The 14,344-nt window shown below is 71.8% G+C and carries 9 protein-coding genes; 4 read left to right on the top strand and 5 right to left on the bottom strand.

Annotation, left to right across the window (positions count from 1 at the left end):
- The first annotated feature begins 192 nt into the window (after nt 1–192).
- The 3 genes from ACFYUS_RS06390 to ACFYUS_RS06380 are packed head-to-tail and all read left to right on the top strand — an operon-like array spanning nt 193 to nt 4,319.
- Nucleotides 193–2,487, top strand: a complete 2,295-nt coding sequence (locus tag ACFYUS_RS06390) for an FdhF/YdeP family oxidoreductase (protein WP_388846509.1) — start codon at nt 193–195, stop codon at nt 2,485–2,487.
- Complete coding sequence (gene fdhD / locus ACFYUS_RS06385) at nt 2,487–3,341, top strand: formate dehydrogenase accessory sulfurtransferase FdhD (RefSeq protein ID WP_388846507.1); 855 nt, start codon at nt 2,487–2,489, stop codon at nt 3,339–3,341. The genes ACFYUS_RS06390 and fdhD overlap by 1 nt, the downstream gene beginning before the upstream one ends.
- Nucleotides 3,342–3,389: 48 nt before the next feature.
- Nucleotides 3,390–4,319, top strand: a complete 930-nt coding sequence (locus ACFYUS_RS06380) for a LysR family transcriptional regulator (protein WP_388846504.1) — start codon at nt 3,390–3,392, stop codon at nt 4,317–4,319.
- Between the two features lie 27 nt (nt 4,320–4,346).
- Here the strand turns inward: ACFYUS_RS06380 and ACFYUS_RS06375 are convergent, their stop codons facing one another.
- Entirely contained in the window at nt 4,347–6,848 is a 2,502-nt protein-coding gene (locus ACFYUS_RS06375) for an ATP-dependent Clp protease ATP-binding subunit (protein WP_388846502.1), read from the bottom strand.
- A gap of 188 nt (nt 6,849–7,036) precedes the next feature.
- Between ACFYUS_RS06375 and ACFYUS_RS06370 the strand changes: the two genes are divergently transcribed.
- Entirely contained in the window at nt 7,037–8,329 is a 1,293-nt protein-coding gene (locus ACFYUS_RS06370) for a YhgE/Pip domain-containing protein (RefSeq protein WP_388846500.1), read from the top strand.
- A gap of 4 nt (nt 8,330–8,333) precedes the next feature.
- Here ACFYUS_RS06370 and ACFYUS_RS06365 read toward each other — a convergent pair whose 3' ends face one another.
- The 4 genes from ACFYUS_RS06365 to ACFYUS_RS06350 form a co-directional block, all read right to left on the bottom strand.
- Nucleotides 8,334–8,837, bottom strand: a complete 504-nt coding sequence (locus ACFYUS_RS06365; protein WP_388846498.1) for a hypothetical protein — start codon at nt 8,835–8,837, stop codon at nt 8,334–8,336.
- A gap of 64 nt (nt 8,838–8,901) precedes the next feature.
- Complete coding sequence (locus tag ACFYUS_RS06360) at nt 8,902–9,858, bottom strand: hypothetical protein (protein ID WP_388846496.1); 957 nt, start codon at nt 9,856–9,858, stop codon at nt 8,902–8,904.
- A 363-nt stretch (nt 9,859–10,221) separates the two neighbouring features.
- Nucleotides 10,222–12,345, bottom strand: coding sequence for a DNA helicase RecQ (gene recQ, locus ACFYUS_RS06355; protein WP_388846494.1), 2,124 nt, complete (start codon nt 12,343–12,345; stop codon nt 10,222–10,224).
- A 78-nt stretch (nt 12,346–12,423) separates the two neighbouring features.
- On the bottom strand, nt 12,424–14,238 hold the full coding sequence (locus ACFYUS_RS06350) for an ABC transporter ATP-binding protein (RefSeq protein ID WP_388846492.1): 1,815 nt from the start codon (nt 14,236–14,238) through the stop codon (nt 12,424–12,426).
- Between the last annotated feature and the right edge of the window lie 106 nt (nt 14,239–14,344).

Genomic DNA, 14,344 nt, shown 5'->3' with positions numbered 1-14,344 from the left:
GGTATTACCGATGGCGCGATAGGAATCGCTTGTCGGGCGCAGAAGGCAACGCGGGAGGCCGTGCGGAAGGCAAGCCGATAGGTCGCGCCTATCAGGTCATCGAAAACATCTCTTTGACTTTGCTCCGAAGGAGGCCGAATCTGCTCTGCGGCGAGAATCCGATATTCGCGAGGAAATGAGGCGGACCCGAGCATGAGCGCCATCGAGGACCCGGTCGACGACCTGAAGGTCACCCCGCCGAAGACCTGGGCGACGGGGCTTCCCGCCGTGGCGCACGCGCTGGAGTACTCCCTGGGCCAGACGTCCCCGCGGCGCACCGCGCTGACGCTGCTGAACATCAACCAGCCCAAGGGCATCGACTGCCCGGGCTGCGCGTGGCCGGAGCCCGCGCCGGGCGAGCGGCACAGGAACGAGTACTGCGAGAACGGTGCCAAGCACATCAACGACGAGGCCACCTCGCGGCGCGTCACCCGGGACTTCTTCCGCGAGCACTCGGTCGCGGAGCTCGACGGCATGTCCGACTACTGGCTCAACCAGCAGGGCCGGCTCACCGAGCCGATGGTGAAGCGGCCGGGTGCGACGCATTACGAGCCGATCGGCTGGGACGAGGCGCTCGGGCTGCTCGCCGGCGAGCTGAAGGCGCTCGACTCCCCCGACGAGGCCCTCTTCTACGTCTCCGGCCGGCTGAACAACGAGGCCGCGTTCCTCCTCCAGCTCTTCGCGCGCGCGTACGGCACGAACAATCTGCCGGACTGCTCCAACCTGTGCCACGAGTCCAGCGGTTCCGCGCTGTCCCAGACGCTGGGCATCGGCAAGGGCAGCGTCTCCCTGGACGACATCCACCACTCCGACCTGGTCTTCGTGGTGGGGCAGAACCCGGGCACCAACCACCCCCGGATGCTGTCGGCCCTGGAGGAGACCAAGCGCAACGGCGGACAGGTCGTGGCCGTCAACACACTGCCCGAGGCCGGGCTCATGCGCTTCAAGCACCCGCAGAAGGCGCGCGGGATCATCGGCCGCGGCACGCCGATCGCCGACCAGTTCCTGCACATCCGCGCCGGCGGCGACCTCGCCCTCTTCCAGGCCCTGAACCGGCTCCTGGTGGAGGCCGAGGACGCCGCGCCGGGCACCGTCCTCGACCGCGGCTTCATCGAGCGGAACACGACCGGCTTCACCGAGTTCGCCGAGCACGCGCGGAAGGTCTCCTGGGAAAACGTCCTGACGGCGACGGGGCTGTCCCGCGAGGAGATCCAGGAGGTCTTCGAACGGGTCCTGCGCAGCGAGCGGATCATCGTGTGCTGGGCGATGGGCCTCACCCAGCACAAGCACGGGGTCCCCACCATCCGGGAGGTCGTCAACTTCCTCCTCGCGCGCGGCAACATCGGCAGGCCCGGCGCGGGCGTGTGCCCGGTGCGCGGCCACAGCAACGTGCAGGGCGACCGCACGATGGGCGTGTGGGAGCGGATGCCGCAGAGGTTCCTCGACGCCCTGGGGAAGGAGTTCGGCTTCACCCCGCCGACCCGCCACGGCCTGGACGCGGTGAACGGCATCCGCGCCATGCGCGAGGGGCGCGCGAAGGTCTTCCTGGGCGTCGCCGGGAACTTCGTGCGGGCCACCCCCGACAGCGCGGTCACCGAGGAGGCCGTGCGGGGCTGCCGGCTCACCGCGCACGTCTCCACCAAGCTCAACCGCTCCCACACGGTCTGCGGCGAGACCGCCCTCATCCTGCCCACGCTGGGCCGCAGCGACCGGGACGTGCAGGACGGCGTCGAGCAGTTCGTGACCGTCGAGGACTCCATGAGCGACGTCCACGCCTCCCGGGGCAAGCTGCCGCCCGCCTCCCCCGACCTGCTCAGCGAGGTCGCGATCGTCGCGCGGCTCGCCCGTGCGACCCTCGGTGACGAGCCCTCCGTCCCCTGGGAGGAGTTCGAACGGGACTACGGCACCGTCCGGGACCGGATCTCCCGGGTCGTGCCCGGCTTCGAGGACTTCAACGCGCGCGTGGCCCGGCCGGGCGGCTTCCACCTGCCCAATCCGGTGAACGCGGGGGTCTTCCCCACCCCGAGCGGCAAGGCCGTCTTCACGTGCAACGCGTTCACGATGCCGCACGTCCCCGAGGGGCACCTGCTGCTCCAGACGCTGCGCTCGCACGACCAGTGGAACACCGTCTGGTACGCGCCGAACGACCGCTACCGCGGCATCCACGACGCCCGCCGGGTCGTCCTCGTCAACCCTGCCGACCTCGACGCCCTCGGCCTCGCCGACCGTCAGCTCGTGGACCTGGTGAGCGTCTGGCACGACGGGCGGGAGCGGCGCGCGGAGGGCTTCCGGGTGGTCGCGTACCCCGCGAGCCGGGGTTCGGCGGCGTCCTACTACCCGGAGACGAACGTCCTGGTGCCGTTGGACAGCGTCGCCGACATCAGCAACTGCCCGACGTCCAAGGGCGTCGTGGTCCGCCTCGAACCGGCCGACGGACGGAGCGCCTGATGGGACGCGTGACCCGGCGGCGGCGCGTCCTGCGCGTGCGGGAGGGCGGCTCCGCGTACCGCCCCGACACCCTCGCGGCCGAGGAGCCGATGGAGATCCGGGTCGGCGGCCGCCCGCTGACCGTGACGATGCGCACCCCGGGCGACGACTTCGACCTGGCGGCCGGTTTCCTGGTGAGCGAGGGCGTGGTGCACGCGGCCGGGGACGTGGCCGGGATCCGGTACTGCGCGGGCGCCACCTCCGACGGCGGCAACACGTACAACGTGGTCGACGTCGTCCTCGCGCCCGGTGTGGCCGCCCCCGACGCGTCCCTGGAGCGGAACTTCTACACGACCTCCTCGTGCGGTCTGTGCGGCAAGGCGAGCCTGGACGCGGTGCGGACCACGGCCGCCTGGTCGGTCGCCGAGGACCCGCTGCGCGTGGGGACCGGGGTGCTGACGGCGCTCCCCGACCGGCTGCGGGCGGCGCAGAAGGTCTTCGACAGCACCGGCGGGCTGCACGCGGCCGGTCTCTTCTCGGCCGGGGGCGAGCTGGTGTGCCTGCGGGAGGACGTCGGCCGGCACAACGCCGTGGACAAGGTCGTCGGGCACGCCCTGCGGGAGGGGCTGCTTCCGCTGCGCGGGACGGTGCTGATGGTGAGCGGCCGGGCCTCCTTCGAGCTGGTGCAGAAGGCGGTGATGGCCGGGATCCCGATGCTCGCGGCCGTGTCGGCGCCCTCCTCCCTCGCCGTGGACCTCGCGGCGGAGAGCGGTCTCACGCTGGTCGGTTTCCTGCGCGGGACGTCGATGAACGTCTACTGCGGCGACGACCGGCTGGAGGCCGGGCCCGTCGCGGCGGCCGTTCCCGCCGGCTGACGGCGGTGCCGATTGGCGTTCGGGCGGGTGGTCGGGTAGACCCGTGGGGTGCTGTTCCGCCAACTCGAGTACCTGGTGGCCCTCTCGCGGGAGCGTCACTTCGCCCGCGCCGCCCAGGCCTGCCACGTCTCCCAGCCCGCCCTCTCGGAGGCGGTCCGGAAGCTGGAGGACGAACTCGGCGTCCCGCTGGTGCTGCGCGGCCGCCGGTACGAGGGCCTCACGCCCGAGGGCGAGCGGATCGTGGTGTGGGCGCAGCGGCTCCTGGCCGACCGTGACGCCCTCAAGAGCGAGGTCGGTGCGCTGCGCACGGGGCTGAGCGGCCGGATGCGGATCGGTTCGGTGCCGACGGCGTCCGGCGCGGTCGCCCTGCTCACGGCGCCGTTCTGCCTGGCGCACCCGCTGGTGACCGTGGAGGTGGCGACGGACCTGCGGGCGGAGGAGGTGCTGCGGCAGCTGCGGAACTTCGAGATCGACGCCGGAGTGACGTATCTGCACCAGGGGCTGCCGGAGAACTTCCAGGCCGTTCCGCTGTACGAGGAGCGGTACGTGCTCCTCACGGGTGCCGCCGACGCCCCGGCGCACCGGACGACGGCGACCTGGGCGGAGGCCTCGCGGCTGCCGCTCTGTCTGCTGACCGGGACCATGCAGGGGCGGCAGGTCCTGGACGGGCTGTTCGCCGAGGCGGGGGTGCGGCCCTCGCCCCGGGTGGAGACGGACTCGGTGGCGGCGCTCTTCGCCCATGTCAGGACCGGCCGCTGGGCCGGCATCGTGCCGCACGCCTGGCTGCACGTCTTCGGGGTGCCGCACGGCATGCGGGCGGTGCCGATGGCCGAGCCGGCGCGGTCGGTGCCGGTCGGCCTGGTGACGGTGGTCCGGGAGCCGGAGTCCGTGATGGCGCGCGCCCTTCGGGAGGTCGCGGGCCGCACCGACGTCGCCGCCGCCCTGGACCGGCTCCCGGGAGACTCCGTACCGCAGTGAGCTCCCGGGAGGTCGTACGGGCGGCTCTCAGGCCGGCGCGTCCTCGTGCTTGCGGACCGTGCAGTGCAGCGAGTCGTCCACGACGTCCGCGACGATCGTGTCGCCGGGGTCGGCCTCGCCGCCGAGCAGCAGGGAGGCGACGCGGTTGTCAAGCTCGGTCTGGATCGTGCGGCGCAGCGGCCGGGCGCCGAACGCCGGCTGGTAGCCGTGGGCGACGAGGAGCTTCTTCGCCGCCTCGGTGACCTCCAGGGTCAGGCCCTGCGCGTGGACGCGGTGCTTGCTGCGGTCGAGGAGGTGGTCGACGATCTCCGACAGGTTCTCCTCGGTGAGGCTGTGGAAGACGATGATGTCGTCGATGCGGTTGAGGAACTCGGGCAGGAAGCGGCCCCGCAGGTCCTCCATCAGCTCGTCCTTGAGCTCGGCCGCGTCGCCCTCGTGGGCGAGGATGCGGTGGGCGCCGATGTTGGACGTCATGATGACGACGCAGTGGCGGAAGTCGACCGTGCGGCCCTGTCCGTCGGTGAGGCGGCCGTCGTCGAGGATCTGGAGCAGCGTGTTGAAGACGTCGGGGTGCCCCTTCTCGATCTCGTCGAAGAGGACGACGCTGTAGGGCTGGCGGCGGACCTTCTCGGTGAGCTGGCCGGCCTCCTCGTAGCCGACGTATCCGGGAGGCGCGCCGACGAGCCGGGCGACGGTGTGCTTCTCCTGGAACTCGCTCATGTCGAAGCGGATCATGCGGTCCTCGGCGCCGAAGAGCTGCTCGGCGAGGGTCTTGGCGAGTTCGGTCTTGCCGACGCCCGTGGGCCCGAGGAAGAGGAAGGAGCCGACGGGGCGGTTCGGGTCGCCCATGCCGGCCCGGTTGCGGCGCACGGCCTCGGAGACCGCGGTGACGGCCTCCTCCTGGCCGACGATCCGGGCGTGCATCTCCTCCTCCAGCCTGAGGAGCTTCTCCTTCTCGCTGGCGGTGAGCTGGGAGACGGGGATGCCGGTGCGGCGGGAGACGATGTCGGCGATGTCGGCGGCCGTGACCGAGACGACGCCCTCGCGGCGCTCCTCGATCCCGGCGAGTTCGCCCTCGATCCCGGCCATCTGCTCCTTGAGCTCCTTGGCCTTCTCGAAGTCCTCGCGGGCGACGGCCTGGTCCTTCTCGCGCCCCAGCTTCGCGAGCCTGTCCTCGCGGCTGACGACCTCGGTGGAGCGGCTGCCGCTGCGGAGCCGGACGCGCGCTCCGGCCTGGTCCATGAGGTCGATGGCCTTGTCGGGCAGGAAGCGGTCGCTGATGTAGCGGTCGGAGAGCTCGGCGGCCGCGGCGAGGGCGCCGTCGGCGAAGCGGACCTGGTGGTGGGCCTCGTACGCGTCGCGCAGTCCTTCGAGGATCTGCACGGTCTCCTCGACGGTCGGCTCCGGGATGAGGACGGGCTGGAAGCGGCGTTCGAGGGCGGCGTCCTTCTCGATGTGCTTGCGGTACTCGTCGATGGTGGTGGCGCCCACCACGTGCAGTTCGCCGCGGGCGAGGGCGGGCTTGAGCATGTTGCCCGCGTCCATCGAGCCCTCGCCGGTGGCGCCCGCGCCGACGACGGTGTGCAGCTCGTCGATGAAGAGGATGATGTCGCCGCCGGCCTCCTGGACGTCCTCGATGACCTTCTTGAGGCGTTCCTCGAACTGTCCCCGGTACTGCGCGCCGGCCACCATGCCGGACAGGTCCAGGGAGACGACCCGCTTGCCCTTGAGGGTGTCGGGGACCTCGTCCGCGACGATGCGCTGGGCGAGGCCCTCGACGATGGCGGTCTTGCCGACGCCGGGCTCGCCGATGAGCACGGGGTTGTTCTTGGAGCGCCGGGAGAGGATCTCGATGGTCTGCTCGATCTCGTCGGCCCGGCCCACGACCGGGTCGAGCCTGCCCGCCCTCGCCTCTTCCGTGAGGTCGCGGCCGTACTCGTCGAGGGTCGTGGCCGGCTGCTGCGCGGCGGCGGGGGCGCCGCGCGGCTCCGGACGGGCCGCCTGGTCGGTGAGGCCGCGCAGCTTCTTCATGTCCATGTCCTCGGCCCGCAGGAAGCGGGAGGCGCCGGAGTCGGCGTCGCCGAGGAGGGCGCTGAGGATGTGCTCGGGGCCGATGTACGAGACCCCGGCCGCCTGCGAGTAGGCGTGGGCGGTCGCGAGGGTCCGCTTGGCCGCCGGGGTCAGTCCGGGTTCGGCGGACGGCTCGGCGGACTCGCGGGGAAGGACCCCGGCGAGCCGCTCGGCGAGCTTGTCGGGGCTCACCCCGCCCCGGGAGAGGAGCCGACGGGTCGGCTCGACCTGGGTCGCCGCCCACAGGAGGTGCTCCGTGTCGAGGTCGGAGCTGCCGTCCTCGTCGGCCTTGCGGGCGGCCGTGTTCAGCAGTTCGTGGGCGGACTCGGTCAGCAGCCGTCCGATCGGCACGCGCTGCACCGCCGGGGGCGACGAGGCCGGCGACATGCCGAAGAACCGGTTGAACAGGTCGCTGAACGGATCCGACGATCCGAAGGATGAACCGAACGCCATCGACATGGCAGCTCCTGAAAGCACGAGAGGGGGTCCTCCCCACTCAAACCCGGCGCCCACCGCTCCGCAATCGGAGCGGGACCGGCGGGGCGCGGCCGTCCGGGCCGCCGGAGCCGCCGGCCGCGCCCGACACACCCACCCCCACGGACGCCCGAAATGCCCGGATCGTGGCTCCGGCCGTCGACGATGGCCCCATGACCTCCGTCCCCCCGAACGCCCAGGCCCCCGGCACCGGCACCGCCCCCCAGGTCCGCGCCTCCGCGCTCCTCCGGCACCCCAGGCTGTGGCTCGTGCCGACGCTGCTGTGCGCCCTGGTGTCGCTGCTGCTGTCGCTCCTCTACATGGGCGGCATCCTCAGCCCGAACGACCACCTGGACCAGCTGCCCATCGCCCTGGTCGACGAGGACGAGGGCCACCCGCTGCCGGGACAGCGGGAGAACCTCGGGAAGCAGATCACCGACGCGGTCGTCTCGGTGGGCTCCACGAAGACCTCCGTCGACTGGCGCCTCCTCGACGCCGCGGCCGCGCAGGACGCCCTGGCCTCCGGCAAGGTCTTCGGCGCCCTGGTCGTCCCGAAGGAGTTCACCGCGTCCGTCGCCGCGCTGACCACGAACCGGGCGACCGTCCGCCCGACGCTCACCGTGCTCACCAACCCCGGCCTCGGCAGCCTGGGCTCGTCCCTGGCGGCCCAGATCAACCAGGCCGCGGCGCACCAGGCCTCGCTGACCATCGGCAGACAGCTCTCGGCCACCGCCGCCGTACCGACCACGCGGCTGCTCCTGACCGACCCCGTCGCGGTCACCACCCGCGTCGGCCATCCGATCGGCCGGCACAGCGGCCTGGGCCTGACCGCCTTCTACTACACGCTGCTGCTCGTCCTGGGCGGCTTCATCGGCGGGAACCTCGTCAACAGCGGCGTCGACACCGCGCTCGGCTACGCCGACAGCGAGCTCGGGCCCTGGCACACCCGCCACCCGACCGTCCCGATCAGCCGCACCCAGACGCTCGTCCTGAAGATGCTGATGACCGCCGGCATCGCCCTCCTGACGACCACGCTCGTCATGGTCGCCACGATCGGGATCCTCGGCATGGACGCCGACCACCTGCCGATGCTGTGGCTCTTCTCCTACTGCGCGACGGTCGCCGTCGGCCTGGGCGTCCAGGCCATCAACGCCGCCTTCGGGGGCATCGGCCAGCTCGTGTCCATGTTCGTCTTCATCGCGCTGGCCCTCCCCTCCTCCGGGGCGACCGTCCCGCTGCAGGCGACCCCCGCGTTCTACCGCTTCCTGGGCATCTTCGAGCCGATGCACCAGCTCAGCGCGGGCGTCCGGTCCATCCTGTACTTCGACGCCCAGGCCGACGCGGGTCTCGCCCGCGGCTGGATCATGATCGCGGTCGGTACGGCAGCGGCCCTGGCGTTCGGCTTCGCCATGACCCACTACTACGACCGCAGGGGGCTGCGGCGCCTCACGCCGCAGCCCGAGTGAGCGACTACCAGGAGCTGCTGAACTGGATGGAGCGGTTGTCGTTCCGGGTGTTCACCAGGGTGGAGACGCCGGACCGGCGCTGGACGAAGTCGTAGGCGCCCTTGTAGCCGGCGCTGTAGTACACGGAGGCGCTGTAGCCGTCGTACCAGTTGTAGGCGGAGGCGGCGTTGTTGCCGGCGACCTGGCCGCTGCCCGAGCCGGTGTTGGGGCAGAAGCGGAGCGGCGTGGCCGGCGAGTAGGGCATCTTGAGGGCCAGCATGTCGTAGATGTTGTGGCCGATGTTGACCCAGGCGCCCGAGTAGTTGGGGCTGTAGTAGAGGCGGAAGCGAAACTCCTCCGACGAGCCGGCGCAGTCCTCCATCGACATGATGGTGTCCTCGTCGCTGGAGATCCAGGCGGTGGGGTCGCCCTCGGCGTGGGCCATGCCCGTGCCGGAGAGGGCGGAGGCGCCCATGACGGCGGCGACGAGGGCGGTACGGAGGCGGCGGCGCCGCGAGGTGGTCTGCACAGGAGTCTCCAGAGTGATCGTCGGAACGGAAATCGGCAAAGGAAGCAAGGAGAAGGAACGTGGGTCAGGGGCGGGCGAGGACGTCCGCCGCCTTGCGCAGACTGGCGTCGAGGGCGCGGCGGTCCGCCGTGAGCGCCGTGGCGTTGCGCGCGATCGACGCGCGCTGGATCCGGGTCTCCGCCGCGTGCCAGACCTCCGCGACCCGGTGGGTGGCGCGGCAGTCGATGTCGGCGAGCGCCGTGTCGATCTCGACGCGCGACGCCCCCTCGGGCTGGGGCCGGAACCGGGGGTCGTCGTTGGCGGCCATGGGAGCCGGGTACGTGAAGCCCTTGGCCTTCATGCAGGCGGACCAGCGCGCGAACACCGCCTTCACCAGCGGGTCTTCCATGGACCGGGGGTACGACTCGTTCGTCAGGCGCTGCACCAGCGGGGACACGCCCTGGGCCGAAGTGCCCAGGGTCCGGCGGGCCTCGCCGAAGCAGCCGCCCTCGGGGATCTTCCGCCCCGCGTAATAGCCGCGCCGGGCCTCCGGGCCGACCTTCTCCAAGAGTTCGACGGGCACGTCGGTGCCGCCCAGGACGAGCTGGGCGTCGTCGGAGAGCCTCGGCTGCGCGTCGACGGCGCTCAACGCCTTCTCGTAGCGCGCCTGTTGCGCCGGGTCCACCTGGTAGCCGAACTTCGCGGACATCCCGGCGTCATGGATCCCGTACCGCCAGTCGAGCAGGTTCTTCGGGCCGATCGCGGGAAGCTCCGGGGCGGGCTTCCAGTCGATCCCGAAGCCCTTGAGGCACCGGTCGACCAGCTTCCGCTCCGCGCGGCCGAGGGTCCCGGTCTGCTCGGCGGTGGGCCGGTACGCCTGCATGGGCAGGGTCCAGCGCGACGCGTCGGCGGAGGAACGCGCGGAGACGGCGGTGGCGGGTGCCGGCGCCGCGGGCTCACCGGTGGAACACCCGGTCAGGGCGAGGGCGGTCACGGCGAGGACCGCACCCGTCCACGGGATTCTGCGCCGGCTGCTCGTCATCGGTGGAACGTTCCTCACATGAGTGGTCGCGGGGGTCCGGCGGCACCGCCCTGACGCGGCGGCCGGAAGACCGGAAAGTTAACAGCGCGCACCGGTCGCGCACCGCCCCCTCGGCCGCGTCCCACGGTGTCCCAGAGCCGTCTCCGGCAAGATCACGAAGAGCAGGATACCCGCCCGCCGCCGCAGGTCAGAGCCCCGTCCGCAGCACCGCTCCCGGCCCGTGCCCCGGGCCGTCGACGAGGCGTCCCCCGGCCGTCCCGGACCGCGTCCCGTCTCGGGGAGACAGCCGGGAAAGGACGGAAACGCCCGGAGGCCGTATCGGACATCTCCGATACGGCCTCCGGACGACCGGGGTGCCCCGGACTACTCGAACTCGTCCCACGGAGGCTCGGTCTCGTCCATGTCGAACGGCGGCTCCTCGTCGTAGAACAGCGAGGCGTCCGGCTCCGGCCCCCGCCCCGACGGCGCGGAAGCGCGCACGACGGCAGGAGCGGGCGCGGGTGCGGCGGCCGGAGCGGGCGCGGGTGCGGCGGCCGGAGCGGGCTCGGGTGCGGCGGCCGGAGCGGGCTCGGCAAGGGCGGATCCCGTGTCCGTCCCGTCGGCCCCCGCCTGGGACAGGGCGTCGAGGACGCCCTCGGCGTACTTGGTGAGCTTGGCCTCGCCGACGCCGCCGATGGTGCCGAGTTCCGCGACGGTGGCGGGCAGGCGGGTCGCGATCTCGCGGAGCGTCGCGTCGTGGAAGACGACGTACGCCGGCACGCCCTGCTCGCGCGCCGTCGCGGCCCGCCAGGCACGGAGGGCCTCGAAGACCGGCAGGGCGGCCGCGGGCAGATCGACCGGCACGCGCGCGCCCTTGCCGGAGCGGGCCCCGGACTCCTTGCGGGCGGGGGCGGGGGCCTTCTCCTTGCGCATCGGGACCTGGCGGCGCCCGCCGAGCACCTCGCCGCTGTCCTCCGTGAGCACCAGCGTCCCGTAGTCGCCCTCCACCGCGAGCAGCCGCTGCGCGAGGAGCTGGCGGACGACCCCGCGCCACTCGGCGGTGCCCAGGTCGGATCCGACGCCGAACACCGACAGCTGGTCGTGGTCGAACTGGATGACCTTGGCGGTCCGCTTGCCCTGGAGGATGTCGATGATCTGGCCGGCGCCGAACTTCTGGCGCCGTTCCTTGGCCAGCCGCCACACCGTGGACAGCAGCTTCTGCGCGGCGACGGTCCCGTCCCAGGACTCGCCCGGCGTCAGGCAGGTGTCGCAGTTGCCGCACGGCTTGCCGGACTGCCCGAAGTACTCCAGGAGCCGGACGCGGCGGCAGTCGACCGTCTCGCACAGGGCGAGCATGGCGTCCAGGTGCATGGCCAGGGAGCGGCGGTGCGTCTCGTCGCCCTCGGAGCCGTCGATCATCTTGCGCTGCTGGACGACGTCCTGGAGGCCGTACGCCAGCCAGGCCGTGGCCGGCTCGCCGTCGCGTCCGGCGCGGCCGGTCTCCTGGTAGTAGCCCTCGACCGACTTGGGCAGGTCGAGGTGGGCCACGAAGCGCACGTCGGGCTTGTCGATGCCCATGCCGAAGGCGATGGTCGCCACCACGACGACCCCGTCCTCCCGCAGGAACCGGGCCTGGTTCGCCGCGCGCGTCCGGGCGTCCATGCCGGCGTGGTACGGGACGGCGTCGATGCCCTGCTCGACGAGGGCGGCCGCAGTCTTCTCCACCGAGGCGCGCGAGAGGCAGTAGACGACGCCCGCGTCCCCGTCGTGCTCGGTCCTGATCAGCTCCAGGAGCTGCTTGAGCGGGTTGTTCTTCGGGACGATGCGGTACTGGATGTTCGGCCGGTCGAAGCCGGCGACGAAGTGCCGGGCGTCCTCCAGGCCGAGCCGTCTCGCGATCTCGGCGTGGGTGGCCTCGGTGGCCGTCGCCGTCAGCGCGATCCGCGGCACCTTCGGCCACCGCTCGTGCAGCATCGACAGGGCGAGGTAGTCGGGCCGGAAGTCGTGGCCCCACTGGGCGACGCAGTGCGCCTCGTCGATCGCGAAGAGCGACACCGTGCCCCGGTCGAGCATCCGCTGCGTGCCCTCGGTGCGGAGCCGCTCGGGGGCCAGGTAGAGCAGGTCCAGCTCGTCGGCGAGGAACGCCTGCTCGACGGCCTGCCGCTCGTACGGGTCCTGTGTCGAGTTCAGGAAGCCGGCCCGCACCCCGAGCGCCCTGAGCGCGTCCACCTGGTCCTGCATCAGGGCGATGAGGGGCGAGATCACGACGCCCGTGCCCGCTCTGACCAGGGCCGGGATCTGGTAGCAGAGCGATTTGCCGCCGCCGGTCGGCATCAGGACGAGCGCGTCACCGCCGCCGACGACCTGCTCGATGATCTCCTGCTGCTCCCCGCGGAAGGAGCTGTAGCCGAAGACACGGTGCAGCACCCGAACGGCATCGGAGATCTCGGCGGAGGCGTCGGGAGCGGCAGGGGTGTCAAGAGCGGCGGAGGCGTCGGGAAGGACCATTTCTGAAGCCTATCCGTCCGCACCGACACCCCGGCCCCGCCCGGAGCAACCTGTGGAAAACCTCGCGACGGGCCGGTGTCAGTGCACGCCGGCCCCCGTGGGGGTGTCGTCGAGGAAGCCGCCCGACTGGTGCTGCCACAGCTTCGCGTAGGCGCCCTCGACGGTGAGGAGCTCCTGGTGGGTGCCCTGCTCGACGATCCGTCCGCGGTCGAGGACGACGAGCCGGTCCATGGTGGCCACCGTGGACAACCGGTGGGCCACCACCAGCGCCGTCCGCCCCTCCATGAGCCGCCACAGGGCGTCCTGCACGAGGATCTCGCTCTCGGAGTCCAGGGCGCTGGTCGCCTCGTCGAGCAGCAGGATCGGGGCGTCGCGCAGGATCGCGCGGGCGAGGGCGACCCGCTGGCGCTGGCCGCCGGACAGCTTCACGCCGCGCTCGCCGACCATGGTGTCGAAGCCGCCGGGGAGCGCGTCCGCGAACTCCGTGACGTGCGCCGCCTCGGCCGCGCGCCGGACCTCGGCGTCGGTGGCGTCCGGCCGGGCGAAGGCGATGTTCTCCCGCAGGGTGCGGTGGAACATCGCGGGGTCCTGGGGCACGTACGCGACCAGGCTGCGCAGTTCGGTCTGCTTGAGCCGGCTGATGTCCTGGCCGCCGATCGTGATCCGGCCGCCGTCGACGTCCGTCATCCGGAGGAGCAGCCGGGTGAGGGTGGTCTTGCCCCCGCCGGACCGGCCGACGAAGCCGATCTTCGCGCCGCTGGGCACGTCCAGGTCGAGGTCCTCGAAGAGCGGCTTCGCGCCCGCGTGGGCGAAGGTCACGTTCTCGAAGCGCACCCCCGCGCCCTCGGGCCGGAGGGGTTCCGGGGTCTCCGGGTCGAGGACGGTCGGCTGTTCGAGGAGGAGGGCGGTGAACTGCGCGGCCTCCGTCATCGAGCTCTCCAGGCGCCGGTAGATCTGGTTGAACTCGAACATGATCCGGGTCGCGCCGGCGTAGTACGTGAAGGCCACGATGACGGCCTCCACGCCGTGCTCTCCGGCGCCGAGGGCGACGGCGAGCACGAGTCCGAGCACGTTCGTCAGGACGGACATCGGCGCGACGATCGTGTCGATGCGCAGGTTGCCGTAGTCCCAGGAGCGCAGGGTGAGCCGCCGCGACTCGGCGACGCGCGAGCGGTGTTCGGCGGCCTCGCGTTCCTCGGCGCCGAACGCGCGGACGGTGTCCATGTTCGTGAGGCTGTCGGCGACATGTCCCGACACCCGGGCGATCGCCTGTTCGCGCTCGGCGACGAGCACCTGCCGCCGCCGGATCAGCGGGGTCACGCACACGCCCGTGAACACGATGAGGACCAGGAGACCGACCACGAGCAGCGGGTCGTACTGCCACAGCACCACCGAGGCGAACACGAGCGGCACGCAGCTGCCCATGACGGAGAAGGTCAGCGTGTCGATGAACTCCTCGAAGCGGGAGGCGAAGCTCACGACGCGCTTGGTCAGCGATCCGGCGAAGTTGTCGTGGAAGAACGCGGCGTCCTTGGCGAAGAGTTCGTCCATGCCGATGACGTACAGGTGCTCGATCCCGCGCGAGTCGACCCGGTTCAGGCAGTGGTAGCAGAGGCGCCACATGGCCTCGCCCGCCAGCAGGACGCCCGCGAAGCCCAGCACATATGGAAGGAGGGGGCCGACGCCGCCGGTGTCGCCGTCGGCGATCCGTCCGACGAGTTTGGCGACGACCAGTGGGGCGACGTAGGTGATGCCGATGTTTCCGAGTGCCGCCAGGAGCAGTGTCGGCACGGTCAGCCATCGGAGGCGGACCATTTCCCGACCGTAGAAGCGAAGCGCGAGGAGTACCGAACCCTTGCTCGGCGAACCTTCGCGCGATTCTGGTGATCCCATACCCAACCCTGTGTTGTCGTACCGAAGGTGAGCAAAAGGAGTCTCCCGCGCCGACGCTCTCGCGGTCCAAGCATTTTCCGCCGACCGTCCGCCAGGTGACGGCGCA

This window comes from Streptomyces sp. NPDC004284 (assembly GCF_042874035.1).
Taxonomy (GTDB): Bacteria; Actinomycetota; Actinomycetes; order Streptomycetales; family Streptomycetaceae; genus Streptomyces.
Note: the sequence above shows the minus strand (reverse complement) of the source record. Positions and strands in the feature narration are given on the sequence as shown.

Coding starts and splice junctions, on each gene's coding strand:
- ACFYUS_RS06390 (WP_388846509.1), top strand. CDS start 193: ATGAGCGCCATCGAGGACCCGGTCGACGACCTGAAGGTCACCCCGCCG.
- fdhD (WP_388846507.1), top strand. CDS start 2,487: ATGGGACGCGTGACCCGGCGGCGGCGCGTCCTGCGCGTGCGGGAGGGC.
- ACFYUS_RS06375 (WP_388846502.1), bottom strand. CDS start 6,848: ATGTCGATGGCGTTCGGTTCATCCTTCGGATCGTCGGATCCGTTCAGC.
- ACFYUS_RS06370 (WP_388846500.1), top strand. CDS start 7,037: ATGACCTCCGTCCCCCCGAACGCCCAGGCCCCCGGCACCGGCACCGCC.
- ACFYUS_RS06360 (WP_388846496.1), bottom strand. CDS start 9,858: ATGACGAGCAGCCGGCGCAGAATCCCGTGGACGGGTGCGGTCCTCGCC.
- recQ (WP_388846494.1), bottom strand. CDS start 12,345: ATGGTCCTTCCCGACGCCTCCGCCGCTCTTGACACCCCTGCCGCTCCC.
- ACFYUS_RS06350 (WP_388846492.1), bottom strand. CDS start 14,238: ATGGGATCACCAGAATCGCGCGAAGGTTCGCCGAGCAAGGGTTCGGTA.